The 25,628-nt window shown below is 55.3% G+C and carries 23 protein-coding genes and 1 pseudogene; 5 read left to right on the top strand and 19 right to left on the bottom strand.

What is annotated here, in order from left to right; all coding sequences use genetic code 11:
- Window positions 1-3: 3 nt before the first annotated feature.
- Genes urtC through urtE form a run of 3 tightly spaced genes read left to right on the top strand, consistent with a single transcriptional unit; the run spans window position 4 to window position 2,669 of the window.
- Entirely contained in the window at window positions 4-1,233 is a 1,230-nt protein-coding gene (gene urtC, locus ACR0JG_RS03485) for an urea ABC transporter permease subunit UrtC (protein WP_480567538.1), read from the top strand.
- Window positions 1,230-1,970 (top strand): urea ABC transporter ATP-binding protein UrtD, encoded by a 741-nt coding sequence (gene urtD, locus ACR0JG_RS03480; protein WP_170392779.1) that lies wholly within the window; start codon window positions 1,230-1,232, stop codon window positions 1,968-1,970. Before urtC ends, urtD begins: the two co-directional genes overlap by 4 nt.
- A gap of 3 nt (window positions 1,971-1,973) precedes the next feature.
- The gene (gene urtE / locus ACR0JG_RS03475; RefSeq protein ID WP_480567536.1) at window positions 1,974-2,669 is read left to right on the top strand and encodes an urea ABC transporter ATP-binding subunit UrtE; all 696 of its coding nucleotides are present in this window, start codon (window positions 1,974-1,976) and stop codon (window positions 2,667-2,669) included.
- A 265-nt stretch (window positions 2,670-2,934) separates the two neighbouring features.
- Here the strand turns inward: urtE and ACR0JG_RS03470 are convergent, their stop codons facing one another.
- The 8 genes from ACR0JG_RS03470 to ACR0JG_RS03435 form a co-directional block, all read right to left on the bottom strand.
- The gene (locus tag ACR0JG_RS03470) at window positions 2,935-4,356 is read right to left on the bottom strand and encodes an AMP-binding protein (RefSeq protein ID WP_480567535.1); all 1,422 of its coding nucleotides are present in this window, start codon (window positions 4,354-4,356) and stop codon (window positions 2,935-2,937) included.
- A complete protein-coding gene (locus ACR0JG_RS03465) occupies window positions 4,349-5,194 on the bottom strand; it encodes a hypothetical protein (RefSeq protein ID WP_480567534.1) in 846 nt (281 codons plus the stop codon). The genes ACR0JG_RS03470 and ACR0JG_RS03465 overlap by 8 nt, the downstream gene beginning before the upstream one ends.
- A complete protein-coding gene (locus ACR0JG_RS03460) occupies window positions 5,191-6,522 on the bottom strand; it encodes a hypothetical protein (protein WP_480567533.1) in 1,332 nt (443 codons plus the stop codon). Before ACR0JG_RS03460 ends, ACR0JG_RS03465 begins: the two co-directional genes overlap by 4 nt.
- Window positions 6,519-7,619: a BtaA family protein gene (locus tag ACR0JG_RS03455; RefSeq protein ID WP_223116988.1), complete on the bottom strand. Its 1,101-nt coding sequence runs from the start codon at window positions 7,617-7,619 to the stop codon at window positions 6,519-6,521. Before ACR0JG_RS03455 ends, ACR0JG_RS03460 begins: the two co-directional genes overlap by 4 nt.
- A complete protein-coding gene (locus tag ACR0JG_RS03450; protein WP_480567531.1) occupies window positions 7,612-10,068 on the bottom strand; it encodes a PEP/pyruvate-binding domain-containing protein in 2,457 nt (818 codons plus the stop codon). The genes ACR0JG_RS03455 and ACR0JG_RS03450 overlap by 8 nt, the downstream gene beginning before the upstream one ends.
- Window positions 10,065-10,976, bottom strand: a complete 912-nt coding sequence (locus ACR0JG_RS03445; protein WP_170508607.1) for a UbiA family prenyltransferase — start codon at window positions 10,974-10,976, stop codon at window positions 10,065-10,067. The genes ACR0JG_RS03450 and ACR0JG_RS03445 overlap by 4 nt, the downstream gene beginning before the upstream one ends.
- Window positions 10,973-12,100, bottom strand: a complete 1,128-nt coding sequence (locus ACR0JG_RS03440) for a hydroxymethylglutaryl-CoA reductase (RefSeq protein ID WP_480567530.1) — start codon at window positions 12,098-12,100, stop codon at window positions 10,973-10,975. Before ACR0JG_RS03440 ends, ACR0JG_RS03445 begins: the two co-directional genes overlap by 4 nt.
- A gap of 536 nt (window positions 12,101-12,636) precedes the next feature.
- On the bottom strand, window positions 12,637-13,317 hold the full coding sequence (locus ACR0JG_RS03435; RefSeq protein WP_480567529.1) for a TetR/AcrR family transcriptional regulator: 681 nt from the start codon (window positions 13,315-13,317) through the stop codon (window positions 12,637-12,639).
- Window positions 13,318-13,346: 29 nt separating this feature from the next.
- Between ACR0JG_RS03435 and ACR0JG_RS03430 the strand changes: the two genes are divergently transcribed.
- Complete coding sequence (locus ACR0JG_RS03430) at window positions 13,347-14,291, top strand: alpha/beta hydrolase (RefSeq protein ID WP_480567528.1); 945 nt, start codon at window positions 13,347-13,349, stop codon at window positions 14,289-14,291.
- Between the two features lie 89 nt (window positions 14,292-14,380).
- Here the strand turns inward: ACR0JG_RS03430 and ACR0JG_RS03425 are convergent, their stop codons facing one another.
- Together ACR0JG_RS03425 and ACR0JG_RS03420 are read right to left on the bottom strand one after the other, a co-directional pair.
- Complete coding sequence (locus tag ACR0JG_RS03425) at window positions 14,381-14,614, bottom strand: hypothetical protein (RefSeq protein WP_480567527.1); 234 nt, start codon at window positions 14,612-14,614, stop codon at window positions 14,381-14,383.
- The gene (locus tag ACR0JG_RS03420; RefSeq protein WP_480567526.1) at window positions 14,611-14,826 is read right to left on the bottom strand and encodes a hypothetical protein; all 216 of its coding nucleotides are present in this window, start codon (window positions 14,824-14,826) and stop codon (window positions 14,611-14,613) included. Before ACR0JG_RS03420 ends, ACR0JG_RS03425 begins: the two co-directional genes overlap by 4 nt.
- 50 nt (window positions 14,827-14,876) lie before the next feature.
- Here ACR0JG_RS03420 and ACR0JG_RS03415 point away from each other — a divergent pair, with 50 nt between their 5' ends.
- Window positions 14,877-15,908 (top strand): GlxA family transcriptional regulator, encoded by a 1,032-nt coding sequence (locus tag ACR0JG_RS03415; RefSeq protein WP_480567525.1) that lies wholly within the window; start codon window positions 14,877-14,879, stop codon window positions 15,906-15,908.
- On the opposite strand, the gene ACR0JG_RS03410 is transcribed toward ACR0JG_RS03415, so the two are convergent.
- The 9 genes and pseudogenes from ACR0JG_RS03410 to ACR0JG_RS03370 form a co-directional block, all read right to left on the bottom strand.
- Window positions 15,886-16,818, bottom strand: coding sequence for a 3-hydroxyacyl-CoA dehydrogenase NAD-binding domain-containing protein (locus tag ACR0JG_RS03410; RefSeq protein WP_480567524.1), 933 nt, complete (start codon window positions 16,816-16,818; stop codon window positions 15,886-15,888). The two genes, ACR0JG_RS03415 and ACR0JG_RS03410, sit on opposite strands and share 23 nt — an antisense overlap.
- Window positions 16,818-17,558: an SDR family NAD(P)-dependent oxidoreductase gene (locus ACR0JG_RS03405; protein ID WP_480567523.1), complete on the bottom strand. Its 741-nt coding sequence runs from the start codon at window positions 17,556-17,558 to the stop codon at window positions 16,818-16,820. Before ACR0JG_RS03405 ends, ACR0JG_RS03410 begins: the two co-directional genes overlap by 1 nt.
- Window positions 17,558-18,945 (bottom strand): annotated as a pseudogene (locus tag ACR0JG_RS03400) (aminobutyraldehyde dehydrogenase). Before ACR0JG_RS03400 ends, ACR0JG_RS03405 begins: the two are co-directional and overlap by 1 nt.
- Window positions 18,946-18,985: 40 nt before the next feature.
- Window positions 18,986-19,918: a 3,5-dioxohexanoate:acetyl-CoA acetone transferase gene (gene kce, locus ACR0JG_RS03395; RefSeq protein ID WP_170395496.1), complete on the bottom strand. Its 933-nt coding sequence runs from the start codon at window positions 19,916-19,918 to the stop codon at window positions 18,986-18,988.
- Window positions 19,918-20,685 (bottom strand): SDR family NAD(P)-dependent oxidoreductase, encoded by a 768-nt coding sequence (locus tag ACR0JG_RS03390; protein WP_480567522.1) that lies wholly within the window; start codon window positions 20,683-20,685, stop codon window positions 19,918-19,920. The genes kce and ACR0JG_RS03390 overlap by 1 nt, the downstream gene beginning before the upstream one ends.
- Before the next feature lie 32 nt (window positions 20,686-20,717).
- Window positions 20,718-22,244, bottom strand: coding sequence for a choline-sulfatase (gene betC, locus ACR0JG_RS03385; protein ID WP_480567521.1), 1,527 nt, complete (start codon window positions 22,242-22,244; stop codon window positions 20,718-20,720).
- Complete coding sequence (locus ACR0JG_RS03380; RefSeq protein ID WP_480567520.1) at window positions 22,241-23,362, bottom strand: aromatic ring-hydroxylating oxygenase subunit alpha; 1,122 nt, start codon at window positions 23,360-23,362, stop codon at window positions 22,241-22,243. The genes betC and ACR0JG_RS03380 overlap by 4 nt, the downstream gene beginning before the upstream one ends.
- Before the next feature lie 190 nt (window positions 23,363-23,552).
- Window positions 23,553-24,863 (bottom strand): sensor histidine kinase, encoded by a 1,311-nt coding sequence (locus ACR0JG_RS03375; RefSeq protein WP_480567519.1) that lies wholly within the window; start codon window positions 24,861-24,863, stop codon window positions 23,553-23,555.
- Window positions 24,864-24,916: 53 nt separating this feature from the next.
- Entirely contained in the window at window positions 24,917-25,585 is a 669-nt protein-coding gene (locus ACR0JG_RS03370) for a response regulator transcription factor (protein WP_480567518.1), read from the bottom strand.
- Window positions 25,586-25,628 lie beyond the last annotated feature (43 nt).

Raw genomic sequence — 25,628 nt, 5'->3', positions numbered from 1 at the left:
GCCATGGAACGCAGCTTTATCGCCAAGAACCCATCCGTGTTGGTCTTTCTTGCCATCCTGTCCCTGTTCACCCTGAGCGTAACCATCCTGTCCGAGGGTTTCGGGGTCGGTGTAATCTCGACTAGTTTCGTCAAAACGCTGGGCAAAACCCTGTGCCTTTGCCTGATCGCAGTGGCGATGGATCTGGTCTGGGGCTTCACCGGCATCCTGTCACTGGGCCACTTCGCCTTCTTCGGGCTGGGGGGCTACATGATCGGCATGTGGCTGATGTACGAACGCACGCGCCTGATCGTGGTCGACTCGCTGGCACAGGCCGAAATTCCACCGACGTCGTCCGAAGTGGTGGACGCGATTGGAACACAAGTCTTTGGCGTTGTCGGATCGTCGGAGTTTCCGTTGATCTGGGCGTTCTCCCACAGCCTGACCCTGCAACTGATCCTGGTTGTACTGGTCCCGGGTCTGTTGGCGCTGGTCTTCGGATGGTTGGCTTTCCGGAGCCGTGTCACCGGTGTGTACCTATCGATCCTGACACAAGCGATGACGTTGGCACTGGCCCTGTATCTGTTTCAGAACGACAGCGGATTGCGTGGGAACAACGGCTTGTCTGGCCTGCAGAACCTGCCAGGCGTCACCGCCTCGCAGGACGTGGTGTCGATCTGGTTCCTCTGGGCCTCGGCGCTGGCCTTGGGGCTGGGCTATATGCTGGCGGCGTGGATCGTGTCAGGCAAGTTCGGCTCGGTCATCCGCGGCATTCGCGATAACGAGGCACGGGTGCGCTTCCTTGGCTATTCAGTCGAGGAATTCAAGCTGGCTATCTTCACCCTGACTGCTTGTATCGCAGCCATTGCTGGCGCGCTTTATTACCCGCAAGCTGGCATCATTAATCCCGAGGAGATGGCCCCCATCGCCTCGATCTATTTGGCCGTCTGGGTCGCCATCGGTGGACGAGGCCGCTTGTATGGTGCGGTAATTGGTGCAGCTTTTGTAAGCCTTCTGAGCACGTGGTTCACGGGTGGGCAGGCCCCCGATATTCCGCTTGGGTTTTACACGATCAAATGGGTCGACTGGTGGCAGGTGCTACTGGGCGTAACTTTTGTGTTGGTTACGTTGTTCGCTCCGCAGGGCATCGGAGGATTGTTCGACTTGTGGACCGACAGCCGCCACCCGGATAGGCATGGGGCAAATCTGGGACCGGATGACGGCGCCCTGCGCGAGAAGGAGGCCATCGAATGAGCACTTTGCTTGAGGTTAGCGGCGTTTCGGTCACTTTCGATGGTTTCCGAGCTATCAACAACTTGTCTTTTCAGATCGGCGAGGCCGAGCTTCGCGCCGTGATCGGCCCGAACGGGGCAGGCAAGACCACATTCATGGACATCATTACAGGTAAAACCCGGCCCGATGAAGGACGTGTCATCTGGGGGGAGAAATCGGTATCTTTGTTGGGGCTGTCCGAGGCAAAGATCGCGCAGGCTGGGATCGGAAGGAAGTTTCAGAAACCCACGGTTTTCGAAGACCAGACCGTGCAGGAAAACTTGCTGATGGCGCTTCAGAACAAACGTGGCTGGCTTCACGTGCTTTTCTATCGAACCTCCACTGACGATTTGCAGAAAGTTGAAGATCTGGCTGTCGAAATCGGCCTGTATCAGAATCTAAGCCGCAAAGCTGGTGAACTGAGCCACGGTCAAAAGCAGTGGCTGGAAATTGGCATGCTGCTGGCTCAGGAGCCACGACTTTTGCTCGTGGACGAACCCGCCGCCGGCATGACACCGCAGGAGCGCGAACACACCACCGACTTGCTAGTACAAGCCGCCAGAACCCGTGCCGTTGTTGTGGTGGAACACGATATGGAATTTGTCCGACGCCTGAATTGCAAAGTCACGGTTCTACATGAAGGGTCCGCCTTGGCTGAAGGCAGTCTTGATCACGTGACATCTAACCAGGATGTCATCGACGTATATCTAGGGCGCTAAACAATGCTGAAGCTAACAGATCTGACTTTGCATTATGGGCATTCGCAAATCCTCAACGGGATTTCCATGGAAGCCAGACAAGGTGAAGTGACTTGCGTGATGGGGACCAATGGTGTCGGGAAAACCAGCCTGATGAAAGCAATATCAGGTACGCATCCGCGATCGGGCGGCAGTCTGGAACTGGACGGGGAAATTCTGGGCGTCCTGCCTGCTCATCAAATGGCGTGGAAAGGTGTGGCCTATGTCCCACAAGGTCGTGAGATATTTCCTTTGCTCACAGTTCGCGAAAACCTTGAAACGGGGTACGCCTGCCTGCCTGCCAGCGAACATTTCATTCCAGGTGATATATTTGATATGTTCCCGGTCCTCAAACAGATGCAAAACCGTCGCGGAGGTGACCTTTCTGGCGGTCAGCAGCAACAGCTGGCGATTGCACGGGCATTGATAACACGACCACGCCTGCTTCTGTTGGACGAGCCGACCGAAGGTATTCAGCCCAACATCATCCAACAGATAGGCGAAGTCATCCGACACCTCAGAACCACGAGCGGAATGGCAATCATTCTAGTGGAGCAATACTTTGACTTTGCCTATGAACTTGCCGACAGATTTATCGCGTTGCGACGAGGAGAAGTCATAATCAACGGCACCAGGGAAGACGTGACACGCGATGAGTTGCTGCAGGCTGTAACAGTCTAGTGCTGATACTTGAAATTGGTTTCGGAATTGAAGGATGAAATCCTGATTTAGTTCGGGAAATAGTTTGACCCTACGAACATGTTAAGTACTAACAGTTTTTCCTTTTGAGATACCGTCGTTCGCTGACCCCTGCCTTGAGCGGAGAATAGTTTTGATCAAGTGAAGGACTTCATATCGTACTGAGGTTATGCTTGGCCTTTCTCCCAATTTGTATCGCAGTTTGGGTAGTGGCGTGCAGGCTCAGTGGCCTACGAGCCATATTGCGTCAGGTTTCTATTATGCGTGTAAGTTTCGTACGATCGACTTTGGAGGCATGACGCTTGTCCATAGGAATGTGCTTAATCGAAATCACATTTGGAACGCCAAAACCAAGCGCAGATTTAGTCCAATCGTCGATGTGATCCGCGGAACCTTGGACGCAAAGTGTGGGGCCTGCTTTGGTATTGACGAGCGCGCATCGATCTACACCTGGCCATCTCTGTGCCGCGACTTCGATAGCAAAGGGGAAGAGCGTACCTGAAAAGACTTCAATTTCGGACCCGACGCGCCCCCATAACCATAAACGCCCGTCATCATCCAGCGCGCCAGCGTCACCGGTCCGGTGCCAAATGACGTCACCTTCCTTGATTTTGTTGTTCTTTGAGTGGGTCGGGTTCAAATACCCGTCATTCACATGTGCGCCGGCGACCTGAATTTCATTGTCGCGGATGCGGAGCGTGATTTCGGGCACCGGGTATCCCACAAGAAGACCCCTTCCAACAGCCATGTCGCGGTGATCCTTCACCGTGATATCCGCGGCGTCAAGATGGGCAATCGGTTCAGCCTCGGTCGACCCATAGACGCACACAACTGACAGGCTGTGCCGGGTTCTCAACGCCTCGACAAGACTCGGAAACACCGGACCGCCGCCGGTGAACACCGTGTGCAACGGACCGGTATCGTCGGATTGAACCAGTTTTTCACATAGCGATGGTGGGATGAGGGCCCGGGTGATCTGTTGCGTTTGAAGCCAGCTTTCCAACTGCACAGTCGACATGCGGTCCAGCTTGCTGAACCTCCAGTTGGGTAAAACACTTGTGCGCCCGGCCGCCAGATTGATCAGCGTGAACACCGGAAAGGCCACCAGATCGCGCTCGGCCTTGCGGCTGTCGAGGAGGGGTGCGATGGCATCGTGCTGCGCCATCAGAAACGCATGTGAGCGCGGAATGGCCTTGGGCAAGCCAGTTGTACCAGAGGTAAAGGAAATAAGGGCGATATCGTCCGGTTGTACCTTTTGCGCCACCGGGTTGCTGCGGCTTTTACCAGGCGTCAGCAGGGGCAATGCCCAGAGATCCGGAACCAGAAACTTCAGCAAAGAATACGCACCCGCTGCACAGAACGCTTTTGGCTTCGTTGTTCGGGCGGCGTGGCGCAGACCGGCCAGCCCCAAGGCTGGCTCTGGTAAGACAACGGTTGCGCCAAGGGTCCAAAGCGCAGCCAGACTCGCATATAGGTCCGCGTTGACAGGCATGGCCAACAACACGCGATCACCTGACTGGATACCCTTGTCCTGCCACCGACCTGCCAAGTGCTGAACGCGCGTGTGCAGGGTTTGAAAGGTGATCTCGCGGCCCTTGCCGTCCACTATGGCTGTCCGGTCAGGAACCCGTTTAACCGCCGCGGCGAATTGGGACAGCAGGTCAGCCATTCAGCTTCCGTCCAAGCAAAGTATAGCGCCGGAATATTGTCGCGCCTTCCGCTGCACTGCGCTCGGCGGAGGTGTTGTCATCATGGATCAGCGCATGAATGGCGGTTTCGTACCCCATCCTGAGCGCCGCCTTGTGAAACCGGTTAGCCAGATGCCGTCCGGCGCCCGGTTCGAGACTTGCATAGGTCTTGAGGATTGCGGATGCCGGATTGGGGCCTTCGGCATAATTGGGAATGCCAAACAGAAACCCGGCCAATGTCCCGTCATGGCGGCGCGCAAAAAGGATCAGATCGCGCTTCATCATCGGCACAACTGGCATATACATGGCCAGAAAATCTGCCTCGGCAATCGGCTTGTAGAACGCGTTGTTTGAGAACGCACGGGTTGAAAGTTTGAAGACCTGACGAAACAGGGCCTCGGGGTCTGTTCCATCCCATTCTTCCACGACAAAACCATCGGTTACTGGCGGTGCTGATCCAGCGGCGGTCCGCAACGACACCCGGGCCGAAAAATACCGGCTGATCTCTGAAAATCCCGCCGACTGGAAAACCCTGGGCTCATGAAGTTTGTTGGTAGGCTCCATCAGGAACGGAGCGGACCCGTCGCTATCCGAGACGAACCGGTAACTGTGCCAGGTGTCGCCCGACATTGGCCCAATAATGCGGTTGAGGCCGGCGTCTTTCACCCTCTCGATCCCTTTGCACAGGATTTCGGCACCGGCTTCGGGCGTTTTGCAGGAAAAATCGCCGAAGGTCGCGGCGCGCGCGCCCTCCCAGATCGGACCGTTCAGATAAACGGTCAGCTTTGCATCCGCCGTTCTGATGATCTCATTGGTCATGAAAAAACTCCGGCAAAGAACCCAGCACTTAGCGATCCAGCAACGATCCAAACGTAGTAAAGCAACGGCGGCGCGAGGGCCAACAGCGTCAGCCTGAGCACCCTATCTTTTTCGAACCAATGTGGTCGGAGCAACGGCGCTGCGGCTGAACAAGCTAATGAGAACAGGGCCAGTACAGTCAACGGTTCAGCCCAGTTCGACTGTTCAGAATTCTGGGAAACAGCCCAAGTTCGAATGAAATAAAGGACAGCCGCAGCAAGTGGTATAACAACAGGAATGGGACGCAGCGCCACAGCAGCGAGGCCCATAGCCAGCCCCATCGCACTGAGCCCAAAAAAGGAAACTGCATCCCATCCCGTTGCATTTCCCACCGCAAGCCAACCAAATCCCAAAAGCCCCAAGGCGGCTATGATATCCAGATCGGGGTACTTACTGTCACTAGGAGAAGCGGTACGCGCCCAGCCATGTGCGGCAAGAACCATGATCGGCAGTACTGTGTTCTGCAGCTTTGCGGCGGCCAGCAGCAAAAAAACCGCGACAACATAGACACGGGTCGCATGTTTGGTCAGGCCCAGTTTGGTTCCCACTACGCCGAAACTCGCAAGGGCGGCAAAGAACATGGCGGCCAACAGCGCGAGCTCCGCCAAAGAGCTGAAATAGTGGCCGTTTAGGAAAATCAACAAGCCAAGCGGCAGGAACAGGTTGTCAAACCCGCGCCAGCTTTGTGCCTCGACTAATGTACCAAAAGCCGCAACCATAAGGCACAACATCATGATGTTAGATGGCGGGAGTTTCGATAAGAACAAAAAGCAGATGATCGCAACCAATAGTGTTACGACAAAAAACACCACTGATCCTTCTAAGCTCTTGTCGCCATCTTCTACCACGTAGCGTTTGGTTCCATACGTGGTCCCGGCAAGCGCAGCGGCTGCATCCGCGAGTGTCAGAACGGCGATTGGCAGTATGTAGAACAGTGTGTTTTCCCCGGCTAGCAGAAAGCAAAGCCCAACTGACAGGGCGAGCAGAAAGTCGCCGTAGGACGTACGATCCACACCATGCAAAGTTGCACCCAGACCCGACGAAAAACGAGGCAGGCGCAGCACCAGCATCACCAGGATTGTGGCCGCAATCAGCATGTAAACCGGCCAGCGATCGGGAAACAACCAGGGCAGCAACAACGCAAAGAGGCCGGTGCTGACATGCATAAGCTTGCGCTGCACTTCGGGTTTCAGGCCCGCTGTATTAGCCAGATTGCGTATAATCATCATTACGCCGACCAGAGCCAGCACCGACCCCGCCGCCAGCAGAATCTGCCCAATAACAGTCACGGTTGAAACTCTTCGACGACGAAATCCGAATAGAAGAATGCCATGTCGCGGGCCTTCTGCTGTGTTTCGATGTCGGTCAGGGTTTCAACCTTGTTTCTGAATTCCGGCGGAACCCTCCGGGGTGCCATCATGTTCCAATAGACTAGTCGGGCATTTGGCTCTGCAGCGGTCAGGATCGACCCGTAAACCTGATGGAAGGTCTCGGGCGACATGTACTCGAAGATGTCGGACAGGTTGAATCCTCTGGCTTTTTCGTCGGTCGACACAAAAGCCTCAAGCGATCCAAGGCGGATGTCGAGACGATCCAACCGGGATCGGATTGTCTCATAATGCTCGGAACGCCACGCCATCGGCAGCGCGTCGCCATGATCGCCTTTGAGAATCCAGTGCAGATAGGGATTTTGCGAGGGATCGGTGGTGACTCCCGCATGACGGATGCGGCGGGCGACATGTTGGGCCGGGCTACCCTCGACATGATCGAAAAACGCACTGTCCCGGCCCATGCGACCCATGACGAGGCGAGAGAAGAAGATGTTCAGCAAAAGACGCCATCGCACCGTGTTGAACCGCGTGTCGAAGAATGTCAGTCGCTCTGCGGGCGAGCGGGGAACAAACACTGCGTCGATGGTTCGGCGTGAATGCACAAGAGGCAGTAGCCAAGTTCGAAAGATGCGAAAATAGCGCTCGAACTTGCCGACGCCACCGATGCCGTGTTTTTCGACTTCCGTGATCAGAGTCCGCCAGAAAGCGCGCGTTTCGGCATCTGTGGCTTCCAAAACCTGGTTCAGCAATGCGCCCCGTCGGCTACTTCGCCGCGAGCCGGTGAGTTCAATGAATTCGGGATGGGTCAGCACTTTGTAGGCCGCGATCCTAAGCTTAAGGCAGGCGATCTGGGCCGGTGAAAGATCCAGAACGACAATGCGCGCGGGATCGAGTGTTAGCATTGCCAGCGCATTATCCCCGGCAGAGCAGATGGAGACCAATGTCTTGCCCGCACAATCGCCCAGGGCGGAGGTAAGAACATCCGCGTCTTCCCACAGTTGGGCATAGCGGATATGGTCGAAATCCGCCTTTTTCTCAATCTCACTGCTATCCATCGCACCGCTCCACCGCGCCGCTTGCCCCGTCGACCCGGATCATCTCACCATCTTCGATCCAGTTGGTGGCGCCTTTCAGGCCAACCACGCAGGGGATACCTAGTTCGCGTGCGACAATCGCAGAATGTGACAACAGAGATCCCCGTTCGACGACGATGGCGGATGCGTTCGAGAATACGGCGATCCAGCCCGGATCGGTGTGGCGCGCCACGAGTATATCTCCGGGGTTTAAGGCCTCGGTGCGCGGGTCGCGGATCACGCGCGCGCGCGCCTTGATCTGACCTGCGGAACAGCCCGTGCCCTGCTTCATCCGTGCAGGGTCCACCTCGGCTTCTGCGCTCTCGGACCAGACCGGCGCGATGGCGGGGCCACGGATTTCGATGCGTTCCGGCGGATCTGGGCGTCGGGACGAGGCTTCGTCTTCCAGTTTGCGCTGCGCAACGATGCCTTTCAGATCGGGTGACAGGCTATAACCTTCGACTGCTCCGAGAACTTCATGTGTTGTCAGGAAGAATACATCCTTTGGCGATGAAAGCAGGTCACGCGCAGCGAATTCGCGGCCGATGCCCAGAAACACGCGCCGCGCATAACCAAATATGCGCGTGCGTTCAAAGCGCAGGTTTTCTCGGTCGCGCACCCGCGCCTTGGTCCAGCCCAAAATCCATTTGGCGAAGTACCGTTTGAGTGGGTTTGACGGAAACAGAGCCTTCCAGTCCGGTTCATCGCCGTCCTGACGCCCGGAAGGTGGACGTTCAGCGCTGGCTGCAATGGCCAGCAACAGACTGGTCGGGTCATCGCGTAACGGTACGCTTTCCAGCTTGAGCTCTTCCGTACACCGGTCGCCGAACTTCTCAAGATACGCATCAACCTCGGCTGCGATTTGTCGGTGTCCTGACAAAACCGACAGATTTGCATTGGCCTTCAAAGGAGCGGCAAGCCCTGCCTGCCGAACCAACTCTCCCATCCGGGCGATGCGTTGCGCGGGTTCCGCCGAAACGATATCACCTTGCCCGATCATGAGGTCGTTGTGCAGGCTCAACCCGGCCTCGCCCAGCCACTTTTGCAGCAGGTTGCGCGAGCCGCCAAAGGCAATCATGCACAGGAAATCGTTGATCAGCGGGGCATCCCACCGATCCAGCAGAGTGCTTTCAATGCGCCGGTATTCCGCAGCCAGTTGGGTCGCGTTAGAGGCATCCACGTTCAGCCTCGTCTGTAATATGTCGTTCAGCCTGCGGTAAAAATCACGCCGGGTCTGCGGTAGGCGGATGGCCTGCCAGATCAGGCCGCCCGCAACCTTGGCCAGTTTCGCGTACTCCACGACCTTGCGCCAGCCGGTGGTGGGGGGTGGGGCAAGAGCATCCGTGACCTCACGCGGCATCGGTTCAGAAACGCCCATCATCGTTTCCATATAGTCGCGGTTCAGTGAAAACCCGGGCAACAGTGCCAGCGCGCGATACCAGTTGATCAGATTGTAATAGGCGCGCCCGTCCACCCGCCCCAGTAAATTGTCAAACACAGTGGGGTTCAGCGCGACCGTGTGCCGGGACACGCCCAGCAGCCTAACGAAAGCTCGATATACCTGAGAATACACGTGCAGGGCAAAGGAATAAGTCAGCGGACTGACGATGCCCGGATAGCTTTCGACGATATTGGAATTGTCGAAAATGGTAAGCGTCTGATCTTCGAGCGGGGCAGGGCGCAGGGCCGTGGTGATCGGGCGGGCCTGCAGAATATGCAGCCCTTGCGCATCAATGGCCCATTCGATGTCCTGAGGAGCAACGAATAGCACCTCGGCCTTTCGGGCTAGAGCTGCGATGGATTGCGCCTCCGTGACGGTCAAATGTGCAGGGGCGTCAGGAGCGCTTTCCGGTACGCCATCTGCATCGATGACCCAGTCTTCTCCGTCCGCTTCCCCCGACACAAGCTGCTCTGCAAGCCCGTCAATCGCTGAGATCACGACCACATCGCGCCGGCCACTGACCGGATCGGCGGAAAAGGCTACCCCGGCCGCTTTGGCATCGATCATGCGTTGCACGATGATTGCGGGGGCCTCGGCCTCGCCACCGGATTTGACCGCGCGGTAGGTTTCGACCGTTGATGAGAAACCGGATTGCCAAACCTGCTTGGCCGCCGCGATCACACTCTTGCCAGGAACATTCAGGACCGTTGCGAACTGTCCTGCATGGCTGTGGTCCACGCCATCTTCGGACTGGCCAGAACTGCGTACCGCGTAGGGCCCGGACCCGAGTGTTTCAAGCGCGGTGGACACTGCCGGTCGCAGGCCTTTTTGCGCGATCGGACCCGATTGCCCCATACGAAACGCGTCATTTGTGATGACAAAGAATGCGGGCGGGGAAAACCCGTGCTGTGACAGATGCGACAGGGCTGCCGCTTTGCCTCCAACCACAGAGATGTCATTGGCATCCATTTGGTCGACGATGAAAGTCATGCTACGGCTCCGATCAGGTAGGGTAGGAAACCAGCCGTGGCATAGCAGAAAAATACCCACAGACCGGAAACAGTGTCCATCCTGTTCTGTGCTTTCACAGTGGGTGTCTGACTGTAGTGGAATGCAGCAACCCCGCAGGGAACCAGCGCCAGTGTGCCGATCAGGGCGCTTGGCCAGCCAACCCCGGTGGCGCTGCCTGTGCCGACGAGAAGCGCGTAGGATAGCAGAATGCAGCCGATCCAGATACGTCCTGCTAGGCGCGGACCCCATTTGGAGGAATAGGTGTCGACCCCTTCAATCTCGTTTTCGGGCGCCCACAGTTTGCGCCCGATCTCAAGGACGCAGCCATTCACAAAGGACAACGCCAGGAACAGCCATAGTGAGGGTGCTGCGCCGCCTGCCGGCAGCCATTCGAGGCCAGTCAGCAATAGATCGATCAAGGGCATGATTGCCATGTGGCTTAGCAGGTACAGAACCGGCCGGGCCTTCAGCCAGGCCGGGACACCGAATTCAACTGTCATCGCCACGAGCCAGATCCAAACCGCGCCCAACAGCCACAAAACCGACGGGTGCCAGAACCAGGAAGCCGCAAGTGCAAGTGGAATGGTCAGTAAGCCCAAGCTCAAAACTTCGCCTGGTGAGACCAATCCGCGTGGGATTGGCCTGTTGGGTCGGTAACGTCGGTCATCCTCGGCGTCCTTGAACTCGTCACAGACCCGCATCTGGAAGAACAGCGCCATGGCCAGCACAAAACCGGCGGCAAAGGCAGGCCACTCGGGCAATGGGCGGTCTGCCAGACGGGCAGACACACAAATGCTGGCCGAGGAAAACACCAGCAACAGGGGGACGGTTTTCTTAAGCGGAAAGCGCTCGGATTGGTAAATCCAAAATCGGTTCTGAAAGCTCATCTGTGGCGGGCCAGACTTTCATGGGCGCGGGTGAAATGACCGGCAGCAATCGCGGCGACAATGGAGATTTCGCCGCATAAGCACGTGGCCGCAGCAACTTCGGCCAAAGCCGTGCCACACCCGCTGCCCCGTAGACCGAGTATGTTCAGCGCTGCTGACTGGCTTGGCAAACCGGTTCCGCCGCCGACCGAGCCGACAAGGATGTTCGGAAGCGTGACCGAGCAGAATAGATCGCCGCCCCTAGGTTCCATACGCGTGACGCCCATTGCACTTTCGGCAACGCAGGCCGCGTCCTGTCCGGTTGCGATATAGAACGCAGCCAGCCCATTGGCATAATGCGCCTGTGCGCCAAACTGGCCAGACAAATGTGCGCCCAGATTGGCGACACGGCCATAGTCCAGCATCGCCGCGACCGTCGTGCCCAGCGTCTTTTCGACAATCTCAGCCGGCAGCGTAACCGAGGCGCTGACTTTCCGCCCGCGCCCCGTCACCAGCCCCAGAGCCGAGGCCTTTTTGTCGCCCGAGAAATTACCTTCGACATACCAGTTCTCAATCGCAACAGGACAGCTATCCGTGATTGCGTGGCAAAGGGCGTCGGTGGCGATGGTCACCATGTTCTGACCTGCAGCATCACCAGTGGTATAGCGGCAAATCAGGAAAACGACGTTGGTGTCAATGAATGGCTCCAGCGATACAAGCTTGCCATGACGGGTCGTCGCTTCGGCCGCAGATTTGAGCCTGTCAACATTGGTCACCACCCAATCCACAAATTGCCCCGCTCTTAGCAGGCTATCGAACACAAAGGCCGGGGTCCGCAGCACGCCTTCGTATAAAACAGCGGTACTGATACCGCCCGACCGAGTGGCGGCGTAGGCGCCCCGGGCATAAGATGCGACCAGCGCTGCCTCGGTTGTTGCGAGGGGGACATGAAAGTCGCCGTTGGCGTTCATTCCGTTCAGGCGTAAGGGGCCAATAACCCCGACTGGAAGCTTAACCGTCCCGATGAAATTCTCGATATTGGTGCCATAGGTTTCGGCATCTTCGATAGCCGCCGAATCTGCAATTTGTGCCTGATCCTTGTCGCTGGCCGTTGGTTTCAACTTTTCCCAGAATCGTGCGACCATCTCCTTGGTCGGCTTGCGAGATGGGCGTAAGGTTGAAAACTCAGCATCGCTTGGCGCCATCTGCTGAGGTATCTGGTCAGCATCAAATCGTGCTTTTATGCGTTGAAGCATTTCCCGGACATGAAACGGAATTACCAATAGCACGCTCCAATAGATTTTCTGTGCAACGCTGTTGCAACCAAAAACCGCTGCGAGGCAAGTTATCAGTCGTTTGATCGAAATCCAGTCAAATGTTCATCGATCAAGTGTTTGATCCCAAAGGGTCTCGCATTTGTCGCAGTTGAAAGTTCCGGTAGGCCTGAGGACGATGATCTTGGCACGACACGCATCGCAAAAAGGGAGTGTAACCCTTTTGAAACTAAACGCTAAGCGTTCAAACTGGGGGTGCTTTTCAGATGCCTTGCTCTTTACCTGAGGTACAACCAGATCTCGCATCAGACATTATGACCAGCGAGCTACTCGGTTCATCACTATGCCGTCATTCACCCGGTGGGTGCAAGAACCCGCCATCCAAGATCTGTTTCGGTGATGATCGATCAAACGTCTGCTTTGTAGTGTGCCAGAAACATCGCGACGCAATCGTCCAATACATCTTTGGGCGTCGGGTTCTCGCCAAGGAAGAACTCTGGCCAGAAAAAGAAGTTTTTGATGAGCGCCAGAAGCTGGTTGGTCGCAAAAACCGGATCCGCCTTGCGGATCACGCCTGCATCCATGGCTTCGCTGATCAGCCTCGTTATTGGGTAATCGTGAGTTGCTGTTTCAGTGAAGAATTGCCGGGATCGGTCAAGGTCACGGATCAATTCTGAGATGACCATCCGGTTCAATCCGATGGCGGTCTCATCGGTGATCACCCCAATGTAACGCCACAAGGCTTCCTTCAATTGTTCGACGAAGTCACGATCCGGATCATAGGGCGCTGGCTCCATGCTCCGGTTTTGCTCCAGCATGATCTGTGAGATCGCCTCGAAAAGGGCCTCCTTGCTCTCGAAGTGATTGTAGAGCGTGCGACTCGATACGTTGGCTTTTTTGGCGATTGAAGTGGTCTTTGCCCCCAGAAACCCCTGCTCTTTGAACTCATCGATGGCCGCATCGATAATATCTTTTCGTTTTTTTTCAGTGCGTTTCAAGATTTCTACCTCAAAAAGTAAAAAGATGTGTTTACAAGAGCTACCTCCCCACCATAAGTAAACAAAACAATTTACTTTAGCAAGGCGCAAAGCTTCCTGACCCCGAAAGGACCAAGACCATGACGACCCAAAATCTCACCGCGGGCAAAAACGAAGTTACCTTCAAATCCTTTGGCGTGGATCTGGCGGGCGATCTCTACCTGCCCGAAGGCTTTGATGAGACCAAGACCTACAAGGCCATCGTGGGGGCCAGCCCGTTCCCTCAGGTCAAAGATCAGATTCCGGCTACTTACGGGCCGGAAATGGCCGCGCGGGGTTTCATCTACCTCGGATTCGATTACCTCGGCATGGGCTCGTCCCCTGCGCTGCCCGGAGAGTACAAGCAATCCCGCTACATGTTCCGGCTGATCGAAAACACCTGGGACGCTGTTTCCTACCTGGGCACGCTTCCTTTCGTTTACGAGATTTACGGTCTGGGTGTTTGCCAAGGCGGCTCGATCATCGCATCCGCCGCCGTGACCGATCACCGGATCAAGAAGATTGCCATGGTTTCCGGCATGATGGCAGCCGATGGCTTCCAATGGACCGACCGCGACATGGTTAATCAGCAAATCGCGGCCTCGAACGCCTCGATGCAGAAGATGTATGAAACAGGCGAGCCGGATTATGTCGCTCCCTTTGGCCTCAATGATGAGCAAACCCGAGAAGAATTTGTTGGATCGGGTGTCAACCCGATGGCAGGAGAATCCTATGACTATTACGGGCGTGATGGGGCAAAAGGCCCGGTTGCGGTTCCGACCTACACCAATATGCATATCGGAGATCAGGGCATGCAGTCTCTGATTTCCATTGGAGAGGCTTATGCCGATAAGATCGTGCAACCGTCCCTGACAATTTACAGCAGCACGGCCTTTACAGCGCCGTGCTCCACCCAATTTGTCGCGAAGTTGACGAATGAACATGAGGAGTTGGCTTTCGATGAATTCAGCCACGTGGACTTTTACTACAAGCCGGAGGCTGTGAAAGCGTCGACCGATGCAGTTGCCGAGTTCTTTGGCAGATAAACTGATAAGGCAGAGGTCACTACGTGACCTCTGCCATTTTGAATGATGAATTTCGGGATCGCTTGGCCGGTTCCGAAAGAACCTTGACGTCACCGCATGTGATTGTCGAAAAACTCAATCGTTGTTTCAGGATGTTCACCGAAGAAATTGTATCCAATGAAGCGTCGCGTATCGCCGTTTTCAATCCAGTGTAGCTTCTTTTCTTCACCCGGAATCAGGTCAAAAGTGGTCTGAACGTCTTCGGGGATCGTCCAGACATCATCCTTGTTCTGCACAATGTATGTCGGCATGGTGACGTTTTTGGCGTGAAGATGAGGGGTCATTTGTCCAAGGGCAAGCCACTAATCTTTTCAATCTCTTCGCCCAGAACGTTATGAAACGCGCCCAGCCCCATCGCGTCCAACGATACCTTTGACATGACATTGATGGACGCGGGTTGCGCGCAAACAAACGCTTTCACGTCATCAATGTATTTGAGGCATTCCGTCATGGTGTGCATCACGACACTGAGCCCATGAATTGGTGACTTTTGCACTCCTGCGAAACACAATTGACAATTTTGGACTCCATTTTACAGAATCGGCCATGATCCATCCAATTGATCGCAAGCTAGATATCGTTGTCCTGGTGAGTCCACATTTCAATGTTTCGGCGACTACGTCTTTCGTGGACCCTTTCAGAATAGCCAATTACCTGACAGGTTCGGCTCGATTTTCTTGGACCTATGTCTCGGACCTCGGTGGACCAGTTGAGTCTAGCAGCGGCCTAGTCGTTGACACTGCCCCATTGGCGGTCGTGACCGGGCGCAAGCCCTGGCTGGTTCTGGTGAGTACAAGTTGGTCACCTGAACGTCACGGAACCTCTCAGTTTAAGGTGGCCCTTCAGAAGTGGGAGGCGTGCGGAGCAATCGTTGGCGGCTTGGATACTGGTGCGATTGTTCTTGCGGCTGCTGGACTGCTTAAAGGCAAGACAGCGACGGTTCACTATGAGCACATCGATGCCTTTGCTGAAATGGCCCATGATACCACAGTGTCAGAGAACATGATTGTTATGGATGGAAAGATGTTCACTTGTTGCGGGGGTTCCGCAGCGACTGATCTGGGTTTGCGGTTTGTGCACTCTGTCGATGGTGAGAGTATCGCCAATGCATCTGCGCGATATCTTTTTCATCACAATGTACGCGGTGAGGGCCAATCACAGAACCCCAAAGACGTGGAGCCACTGGGGTATGTCACCTCTGGGGTGGTAAGGGACGCGATCGACTTGATGGAGGCACATTTGGAAGCCACTTTGTCGATCCCTGAAATATCAGCGAGGTTGAAGATTTCGCAACGACAACTTAGCAGATTGTTTCAGCAATATGTCCAGAAGTCGCCGATCGAGTACTACCGTGACATACGCCTTGATCGCGCGCGTGGACTAGTAACCCAAACAGAGCTGAAATTCAGCGAGATTGCAGAAGCATCAGGATTTAACGGGCAAGTTCATTTCAGCCGGGCATATCGAAGCCGTTTTGGCCTCACACCAACTGCAGACCGTATTGAAGGCCGCACGCCATTCGAGTTCCGCGCTTGGCCAATGTTCAAGCCTGATATTAAGTCCGAAGGTGTTGGGTAGCTTTTTGCATCGCCATAAGCATCTTGTCGCGTTGCGCTGATAACTCTTCGGTACTTTGCCCCTGAGTTTGATCGTTAATGCCATCTACCAGTTTATTGATGACATCCTCATCAAGACGAGGGTTGCCCAGGTCGTCCCACCAGCCATTGAATGTATCCTTGAAATGGTCACAGAAGGCCCGCAGACCGCCGTCGCCTGCACCCAGGTGGAAAAGCGTCGTCGGACCCATCGCGGCCCACCGCAATCCGGGGCCGGCCCACATCGCTTTATCGATGTCTTCGACACTGGCAACGCCTTCAATCGCCATATGGACGGCCTCGCGCCATACTGCAGCTTGTAAGCGGTTTGCGACGTGTCCGGGCATGCCCTTCTTGATCCGGATCGTGACTTTGCCCAGGTCTTCGTAGAACGTCTCTGTTCGGTTCAGAACATCTGAACCGGTGGCGTCGTTCGCCGTCAACTCGACCAGCGGAATGAGATGTGGCGGGTTGAACGGATGACCTAAGATGAGCTTACTCGGATTGCGCCATCCCTGTTGGAGAGCATCGAGTGTTAGGCCGGATGTTGAGCTTGAAAATATTGCATCAGCGCTCAACTCTGGCTCAACTTCCGCATAGATGGAATGTTTGATCGGCAACCGCTCCGGCACATTCTCCTGAATGAACTGCGCGTTTCGCACGGCCTCAGCTGCGGTCGGTGCAAAGGTGATCGCATCTCGGGTGGCGTGGCCAACTTGGCCCAATTCTTCCAACGCAGGCCACGCCTTTTCAATGTATTTACGGACGGATGCCTCAGCGTTCGGATCGGGATCAAATACGGTCACACTGCGACCCGACGCGAGGAACAGCGCTGCCCAGCTTGCCCCGATAACACCGGCTCCGAGAATGGCGGTTCTTTCGATTTCCGACATCAGAACAGTCCCGGATTCAGGGGGGATGCCGCAGTCATACCACCGTCTACAGTGAACAGTTGGCCAGTCGCAAAAGACGACTCGTCAGAAGCTAGCCAAACAGCCATCGCAGCAATGTCTGCGGGCTTACCAAAGCGTTTGACCGCATGGCGTGCCAGCGCGTCTGTTCTAGCCTTTTCCGGGTCATGGGCGAGTTCGAATGCTGCGTCCAGCATGCCCGTCTCAATCCATCCCGGGCAGATTGCATTGCAGCGCACCGCAGGTCCATGGTCCACCGCGATAGAGCGTGTAAGCCCATGCACAAACGCTTTTGAAGCATTGTAGAGCGCCATCGATGGGTCAGCGGCATTGCCCGAGATAGAACCAATGTTGATGATCGAACCACCCTGAGACATTTTCGGAATAAAGGCGCGGCAACAGTTAAAAACGCCTCGTGCGTTTACTCCCATCACCAAATCCCAATCCGCGTCTGTGCTTCCGGTCACTGTTTTTTCGACCTGAACGCCGGCGTTGTTTACCAGGATATCTACCAGGCCGATTGTTCGGGCAGTACGTGCAACCGCTTCGGGATTGGATACATCCAGCGTGTACCAGGTTACTTGATCAGGTAGATCATCTGGTTGAGGGCCGCGCCCGCAGGTGGCGACAGCCGCACCTTCGGCTGCGAAGGCCTCAACGATGCCGCGACCAATGCCCTGTTTGCCGCCTGTAACAAAGGCGCGTTTCCCAGCTAACCGCATCAGTGTGCCACCATAACGTGACGGACTGCGGTGTAAGCATCCAGCGCATAGACCGACATATCGCTGCCCGTGCCTGAGCCCTTCATCGCGGCCCATGGCATCTCGGGGGTCGCAACCCCATGCGTGTTTACCCAGGTGAATCCATAGCGCAACTTGGACGTCATTTGCATTGCTCTCCCAACATCTCGTGTCCAGACCGAAGAGGCCAAACCGTAAGCTCCGGTGTTGGCGATCTTCAACGCATCTTCTGCCTCAGAAAACCGAGAGACAGTTACAACGGGTCCAAAAACCTCATTGCAGGCAATCTCTGCAGTGTTGTCGACATTGGCGATGACAGTCGGCTGGTAGAAAAAGCCGTCTTCTTCGCCAGAGGCCCCACCGGAAACGATTTCAGAGCTGCTGCGTGCGCGATCAACAAAACCCGCTACACGATCCCGCTGAGCCGCAGAGACAAGCGGGCCCATTTCCGTTCCTTCAGCTTTCGGTGCACCGATTTGGATCTGGCCAACCTGACCGGCAATCGCGGCCACAAGTTTGTCGTAAACTCTGTCTGCAACCATCACGCGGCAAGGCTGTGCGCAGTCCTGACCGGCATTGAAGTAGCTGCCATATCGGATCGTCTCGGCCACAGCATCGAGATCAGCATCATCAAAGACAATGACTGGCGCCTTGCCGCCCAATTCCAGATGAACGTGTTTAATTTTCTGGGAAGCAGCCCGCATTGCAGCCATGCCTGTCGCCGGAGAACCCGTAACACTGATCCCTTCCATCTGTGGGCTGTTCATCAGGGCATTCCCCACGCCGGGCCCGCGACCATGGATCAATTTAGCACGCCTTTTGGCAGAACATCTTGTAACAGTTCTGCAAGTCGCAGAGTAGATAGCGGCGTGATCTCGGACGGTTTCAACACCACCGAACATCCTGCCGCAATTGGTGCAGCAATCTTCCAGGACGCCATCATCAGCGGGTAGTTCCAAGGGGCGATGGCGGCGACAGGGCCAATGGGGTCGCGCCGGATCATCGACGTATGACCCGCGACATACTCTCCAGAGGCAGACCCCATCATGGTGCGCGCAGCCCCGGCGAAAAAGCGAAAGACATCAATCGTCAGCGGCATTTCATCATCATGAGCCGATGGCCAGGGTTTTCCCACATCTAGGCTCTCAAGTTCTGCCAACTCCTGGCTGTTCGCCTCGATAACATCAGCTATCTGAAGCAAGATTGCAGCGCGTTCTGCAGGGGTCGTAGCCGAAAAGGTCTCAAATGCCTCTGCTGAGCCGCGCACCGCCGCCTCGATCTGTGCATCGCTGGCTTCTATTGCGGTACCAATAACCTCTCCTGTTGCAGGGTTCAGGATGTTCAAGGCGTCGCCGGTGCCTTCAACCATTTCGCCGTTGATCAACATGTTCGTCTGCATATGCGTCTCCTCAGAAGCCAACCTGATCGCCGCCTTTTAGTGCGAGCCGCATGCGCGCTTCTGCTGGCGTCGCGACCGTAAGGCCAAGGTTTTCAACGATTGATCGGATGCGCGTGACCTGTTCCGCGTTAGATTTTGCCAATTCACCCTTGCCGATGAACAGGCTGTCTTCGAGACCGACACGCAGGTTACCGCCCCGCATGGCGCTTTGGGTCGCAAATGGCATTTGGTGACGACCAGCGGCAAGGACCGACCATTCGTAATTCTCTGCTCCGAACAGCTTATCGGCTGTGTTGTGCATGTGGGTCAGATGGTCGGCATCTGCGCCAACGCCACCCAAGATGCCAAATACCATCTGAATGAAAAATGGCGGTTTGATCAGGCCCTGATCCACGAACCATTTGACGTTGTAGAGATGTCCAAGATCATAGCATTCGAACTCGAACTTGGTGCCGTGATCTCCACCAAGTTTTTCGATGGCGTAACGAATTGTTTTGAAAGTGTTGGGAAAGATAAAGTCTTCCGTCATCTCCAAAAATGGCCGTTCCCAGTCGTGCTGAAACTCGGTGTATTTCTGCAGCATCGGAAAGATACCAAAGTTCATGGATCCCATGTTGAGCGATGCCATCTCTGGGCTGGTAGATGTCGCCGCCAGCAGCCGCTCATCCATCGACATCCCCAAGCCGCCGCCGGTCGAGACATTCATCACAACATCGGTGGACTGCTTGATTACGGGTAGAAACTGCTTGAACAGCTCAGGTCGGGGATCGGGTTTTCCTGTCTCCGGGTGCCGTGCGTGCAGGTGAATGATTGATGCCCCTGCCTGGGCCGCCTCAATACTGGCCGTCGCAATCTCGGCCGGTGTTATCGGCAGATGCGGTGACATTGACGGCGTATGGATGCCTCCGGTCGGCGCGCAAGTGATAATGACTGGCTTGGGCATCAGAGTTTCATCTGCTGCACTTGTGCAGACAGCCCCCCGTCCAGAACCCACAACTGGCCAGAGGCATAGCGCGCCTCGTCCGAGGCAAGCCAGTTGACCAAATTTGCAATATCCTCGGGCGTCCCGTAGGTCCGCATTGGATGAACATCGCGCACGGCCTTTTGCAGCGTTTCAATGTTGCCACCTCCTCCGCCGGATCCATCGCCGTTGAAGAAGCTCTGCAGCATTGGAGTGTCGATATAGCCAGGGCAGATGGCATTAACCCGGATGCCTTCAGAGCCATGATCGCAAGCCATTGCGCGGGTCAAAGCGTGAACTGCACCCTTGGTCGCGCAATAGGCCGCAAGCCCTGGATCTGCGATGAACCCGTCGTAGGAGCCAAAGTTGATAAGGCTTGCGCTATTCCCTGTCTTCGCCGCTTCGCGCATTAGGGGGAGGGCGTATTTCGAGGTCAGGAAAGTGCCTGTGGAGTTTACGGCAAAGCTTTGGTTCCATTCCTCCAGCGTAGTCTCCTCAACCGTTTTTTCGATCTCGATCCCCGCCGCGTTCACTAGGATGTCCAACTTTCCGTGTGCGGCGCGCACATGATCCATCGCCGCAACCGAGTCTGCTTCTTGAGTCACATCCAGCTTAACAAAATGACTGCCGTCGTCGTCGTGTTGATCTAACGACCCTTCCGGTGTGAGATCAGCGGCAAATACCGTTGCGCCTTCTCTTAGAAACCGAGCGACAATCGCGCGCCCGATTCCACCGCGGGCACCAGTCACGAGAGCAACTTTTCCGTTCAGCATCATTGGTTTCAATCCTTCAATGGCGGATAGCGGTAGCGGCGTGCAGCCACTGTCCAATCCATATTGTTACGTACATACTGCTGACTTGCATCGGACGGCGGGTTGTAGTCCCAAGGCTCGCTGGCACCGGCCTCCATCGCGGCATGTAATGCACGGCGCGATTTTTGCGTGGCGATTATCTTCTTTCGCAAAGCACTGCCGTCCCACCGTTCGGCGACTTCGGCTGCAAAACGAGTTTTCGCGTCGGAGTAGCTTGGGTCCGAAGCTAAATTCTTCGTTTCCATCGGGTCAGCACTCAGGTCATAGAGCTGCGGTGGGTCGCTATCACAATGAATATATTTTAAGGGCCCGCGCCGGATCATGATCACAGGATAGCCCGTCATCTCGGCACAATATTCTCCGATCGCCTCATCAACTGGATCTTCTTCACCCCGAGCCAAAGGCATAAGGCTACGACCGTCGATCGGCTCTCCGATCATCGTCTCATCACCGCCACCGATGTCGATAAATGTCGGCAAAAGATCGATCAGTGACACTGCATTTTGAGCGGCCCCAACTGAGATGCCTGGCCCGGCCATGACCAGTGGAACGCGTGCGGAGTGTTCGAAGAAGTTCATTTTGTACCACAGCCCACGTTCACCCAGCATGTCGCCATGGTCGGCTGTGACAATCACAATGGTGCTGTCCAACTCGCCCGTTTCTTCGAGTGTTTGAACCAGCTCTCCGATTTTGCTGTCGAAGTAACTGACGTTTGCCAGGTAGGCATGGCGCGCGCGCAGGATTTCTTCCTCGGTCAGTGGCACATAAGACGCTTCGATCCCATCCAATAAACGTCGTGAAAAGGGGTCTTGATCTTCCAACGCGGGCACAAACGCGGGCAAGTCAATTTCATCATCCGCATACAGGTTCCACCATTCTGGTCGGGCTACATATGGATCGTGCGGGTGAATGAAGCTTGCAACCATCGCAAAAGGCGCGTCATTGCCAAGCGCTTTGTCTCGGGCAACATCGAAGAGCCAGCGATTGGCGACAAAGCCAACTTCGTCGTCATAGGCGATCTGGAAGGTAGCGTGGGCAACGCCGCTTTCCTTGACCGTTTGCATGTTGTGATACCACTTGTCGATCCGCTCGTCCGGGGCCTCCCAATCCGGGGTCCACGCAAAATCAGCAGGATAGATGTCGGTTGTCACACGATCCTCAAATCCATGCATCTGATCCGGTCCGACAAAATGCATCTTGCCTGCCAAACATGTACGATAGCCCAGCGATTTCAGATAATGCGCAAATGTCGGCACCGAAGCCTTGAACTCGGATGCATTGTCGTAAGCTGCGATGCGACTGATGTGCTGACCCGACATAAAGGAAAACCGTGAAGGCGCGCAGAGAGGGGAATTGCAGTAAGCTGCATCGAAGCGCATGCCGCGCGCGGCCAACGCGTCAAGATGTGGCGTCTTGGCGACCTTATGCCCGTACGCCCCTGTGAAATGCGGAGCCAATTGGTCCGCCATGACCACAAGGATGTTTGGCCGCGTCACGTGGCACCTCTTGCGTAAGCGTCCAAGACTAAGCCATGGAAGTGATGAACGGCGTGCTCGGACTTGCCAGACCCATCCGGGTCATTGACGATCCGACCTTGGGTGAACGCAGGCGTTTTCATCCCGCGCTGTACGCTTTCGACGAGGCTGATATCTTCGACCTGAAGTACCTCGTCCAGATAGCGAATTGCATCCAGCTCCATGGCGTCGGGTTCGGGCGTCTCAAGGAAGAAGTCGTAAGTTTCAAGCGTCCGATCTGGCCCAACAGGGATGATGTTCAACACGATCATGCTGGACCGTCCCGGATATCGCATTAGGCAAGTGGTAGGATAGAGCCACCAAACCGCGTGGGTTTTTACCGTGGCGTTCGAGACGTCATAGGCGGTATTTGGACCTTTGCCTGCGTCAGCCATATGGCTGGAGTAAATGCCGTAGGTCGTAACCTTGTAGGTATCCATATCCACGAGGTCACAAAAATCCTTATGGGCCGTAGGGCAATGATAGCACTCAAGGAAATTGTCCACGACGTTCTTCCAATTCGACTTGATGTCGTAGGTCAGACGGTGGCCAAAAGTGAGTTGATCCACATCCGGAGCCCAATGGCGCACCTCGGTTTCCAGGTTTCCGGATTGCTCTGACAAAGAGGCAGCCGTCGGATCCAAATTGACAAAAACAAAGCCGCAAAACTCTTCGACCTGCACTTCGTCGAGGCAAATCTCATTCTTGTTGAAGTCTTCGAGGTTTTCAGTATGTGGCGCACGCGCCAATTGCCCGTCAAGCTTATAGACCCAGGCATGATAGGGGCACATAATCCGTGTGGTATTGCCTTCGCCTGATAGCAGTTCATGGGCACGGTGTTTGCATACATTGTAAAAGGCGCGAAGCTTACCCTCTTTGTCGCGCACAACCGCAATAGGTTGACCGGCAACATCCACCGTTACAAAGGACCCCGGCTCTCGTGTTTTCTCGACATGACACACCCATTGCCAAGTTTTGGAGAGGATGGAGCGAAGGTCTGCGTCAAACCACTTGTCCTGTGTGTATGCCGCAGCCTGTAACGAGCTAGAGCGTGATGGATCGACGTGATAGCCCAAGGAAATTGTTTCTGAATCGGTCATGCTGCCCTCTCCCGTTAAACTTAAACCTATTTCAAGTGAGATTCGGGGATATGCTTAATCGGCCGCTAGTTTGATCATTTTCGACAGTTATTTGACCTGCGGGGACTCTGTTTCAATCTCTCGAGCGCCGGATTTAGTCGAGGAGAAATTCAACCCTTATAGGTGTCGGACTTGTCAAAAACGAAACAATTCAGAGGATTATCGGAAGCTCAAGCGTAACGCTCGCTCCTCTTTCGACTTGGTTGATTAAGACTGATCCTTCGTGGCGCTGCGCCACCGCAGAGACGATTGACAAACCCAGGCCACTGCCTTCGGAATATTCCAACTGGGAGAACCGACTAAATGCAGCATCGCTTTGGTCGGGCGAAAGGCCAGCGCCGTCATCAGCGACAGTAAGCCTAACGTTTCCGCCGTCAGAACGCAGGACGACTGAAATGCGGCTCAGTTTAGCGCCACCGTGCTTAACAGCATTGTCTAACAGGTTCTTTAGAGCTTCAGTTAGAAACACCTGATCACCTGATACTATGACCGCCGTCTCGGGCATCGTGACATCAAACTCGATGCCTTTTGCAAGAATGTGAACTCCCATTTCTGCGCAGGCTTCTTCGACAACCGAGCGGAAATCAATTTCAACCATTTGATCTTGGTGCGTCGGTTGCCTGAGCCGTTCAAGTGATAGCAGTTGTTCAGCGACTGTTGCTGAGTTCTTTGCCGCTGCAACGAGCTCGATGATGCGTTTATCGCGGTCTTCATCGGTTTTCGCATCTCGAAGCGCTTCGGCCATCGACTGAACGGCGGCCGCAGGGTTACGTAGCTGATGTGCCGCTTCGGATATGAACACCTGATGGGCATTGATACTTTTTTCCACCTGTCCAAAGAGTCGATTCAAGGTTTTGACGACACCTTGAACCTCGACCGGTACCGGGCGTTTGATCTCACTCAGGTCATCTGGTGAGCGCAGGTCGATTGCGTCCTGTAAATCCAGGAGGGGCCGCAGCCCGCGAGCAACTCCGAACCATACCACAAATGCCAGAGTGGCAAGTAGGATTCCCATGAGAATTCCTGCGCGGATTGACAGCTCATTTGCAAACGCGTTGCGATCCGCCATACGTTGCCAAACGGTGACCGTCGCATCTCCTATGAGATTTTCTATGGTCACACGTTCTGTCAGCTTAAGAACTCGCACCGGCTCGTCGCGATAGAGTGCTTCGAAAAACTGCGGCCTGTTCGCCTCTTGTGCAGACGGGTTCGCGGGTGCCGGAGGGTATGCATAGCCAGTCACGTAGATGCCACCCGGGCCCGTAACATGATAAAAGATCTCTCCGCCCGACGCGTCGCGGATCAAGCTGCGCGTGGTGGGCGAAAGTGCGTCACCTCCTGAAATCGCAACATCTCGTGAAATTGCAAGACCGGCAGATAGCAGGCTGTCGTCAAACAGCTCCTGAGCCGTTTCCTGGGCAATCATAAAGCGCCAAAGCCCAAGAAGGATCGCAAGCAACACCAAGGGTGTCAGGATAAGAATGAAGAGTCGTAGCCTGAGGGAGCCGTGCCTGATCACTTCTGCACCTCAAGAAGGTACCCCAGACCGCGCGCTGTCTTGATCTTAATGCCGAGATTCTGAAGGCGTTTTCGTAACCGCGACACATGAGGTTCAACAGCTGAGTCATCGACATCGGCCCCAACGCCATAGACATAATCTGTGAGTTGGCTTTTAGGAACAATTCTGCCCCGACGCTCCAACAGGCATTCAAGCACCGCTATTTCCCGCCGTGGTATATCCATGACTTGGCCCTGAACACTAACCTGACGCGATGCGCGGTCGAATTCGAGGCTACCGATGCTCTCCCGCGCTCCGTAGTCAAGTTCTTTGCGCCGAGAAAGTGCTCGGACGCGTGCTTCTAACTCGTCCATTTCGAAGGGTTTGACCAGATAGTCGTCTGCGCCCATATCCAAACCGGTCACCCGGTCGCTTGTTTCGGTGCGCGCTGTTAGCAGGATCACGGGCGCACTGTCACCACGTTCGCGAAGCGACCTCAGGATGTCCAACCCTGACCGGCCGGGTAGGTTGATATCCAGAACGATCAAATCCGCGCCTTCTTGTTGAAGGTACAGGTCAGCCGCATCTCCGTCAGTCAGTATATCTGCCGCATGACCTCGGTCACGAAGGCGATAAGCAATGGCATTGGCGAGTGGCTCATTGTCCTCGACTATGACGATCCGCATCGGGTCTCCCGCAAGTTTCGCGCAAGGTTGGCGCTCCATGATT

This window comes from Ruegeria sp. AD5, from assembly GCF_056542345.1.
The sequence above is the reverse complement of the archived record's forward strand: the minus strand, read 5'-3'. Positions and strand labels throughout refer to the sequence as shown.

Excerpts from the sequence above, each read along its gene's own strand:
- urtC (WP_480567538.1), top strand. The coding sequence starts at position 4 with ATGGAACGCAGCTTTATCGCCAAGAACCCATCCGTGTTGGTCTTTCTT.
- urtD (WP_170392779.1), top strand. The coding sequence starts at position 1,230 with ATGAGCACTTTGCTTGAGGTTAGCGGCGTTTCGGTCACTTTCGATGGT.
- urtE (WP_480567536.1), top strand. The coding sequence starts at position 1,974 with ATGCTGAAGCTAACAGATCTGACTTTGCATTATGGGCATTCGCAAATC.
- ACR0JG_RS03470 (WP_480567535.1), bottom strand. The coding sequence starts at position 4,356 with ATGGCTGACCTGCTGTCCCAATTCGCCGCGGCGGTTAAACGGGTTCCT.
- ACR0JG_RS03465 (WP_480567534.1), bottom strand. The coding sequence starts at position 5,194 with ATGACCAATGAGATCATCAGAACGGCGGATGCAAAGCTGACCGTTTAT.
- ACR0JG_RS03455 (WP_223116988.1), bottom strand. The coding sequence starts at position 7,619 with ATGGATAGCAGTGAGATTGAGAAAAAGGCGGATTTCGACCATATCCGC.
- ACR0JG_RS03450 (WP_480567531.1), bottom strand. The coding sequence starts at position 10,068 with ATGACTTTCATCGTCGACCAAATGGATGCCAATGACATCTCTGTGGTT.
- ACR0JG_RS03445 (WP_170508607.1), bottom strand. The coding sequence starts at position 10,976 with ATGAGCTTTCAGAACCGATTTTGGATTTACCAATCCGAGCGCTTTCCG.
- ACR0JG_RS03440 (WP_480567530.1), bottom strand. The coding sequence starts at position 12,100 with ATGGTCGCACGATTCTGGGAAAAGTTGAAACCAACGGCCAGCGACAAG.
- ACR0JG_RS03430 (WP_480567528.1), top strand. The coding sequence starts at position 13,347 with ATGACGACCCAAAATCTCACCGCGGGCAAAAACGAAGTTACCTTCAAA.
- ACR0JG_RS03425 (WP_480567527.1), bottom strand. The coding sequence starts at position 14,614 with ATGACCCCTCATCTTCACGCCAAAAACGTCACCATGCCGACATACATT.
- ACR0JG_RS03415 (WP_480567525.1), top strand. The coding sequence starts at position 14,877 with ATGATCCATCCAATTGATCGCAAGCTAGATATCGTTGTCCTGGTGAGT.
- ACR0JG_RS03410 (WP_480567524.1), bottom strand. The coding sequence starts at position 16,818 with ATGTCGGAAATCGAAAGAACCGCCATTCTCGGAGCCGGTGTTATCGGG.
- ACR0JG_RS03405 (WP_480567523.1), bottom strand. The coding sequence starts at position 17,558 with ATGCGGTTAGCTGGGAAACGCGCCTTTGTTACAGGCGGCAAACAGGGC.
- kce (WP_170395496.1), bottom strand. The coding sequence starts at position 19,918 with ATGCCCAAGCCAGTCATTATCACTTGCGCGCCGACCGGAGGCATCCAT.
- ACR0JG_RS03380 (WP_480567520.1), bottom strand. The coding sequence starts at position 23,362 with ATGACCGATTCAGAAACAATTTCCTTGGGCTATCACGTCGATCCATCA.
- ACR0JG_RS03370 (WP_480567518.1), bottom strand. The coding sequence starts at position 25,585 with ATGCGGATCGTCATAGTCGAGGACAATGAGCCACTCGCCAATGCCATT.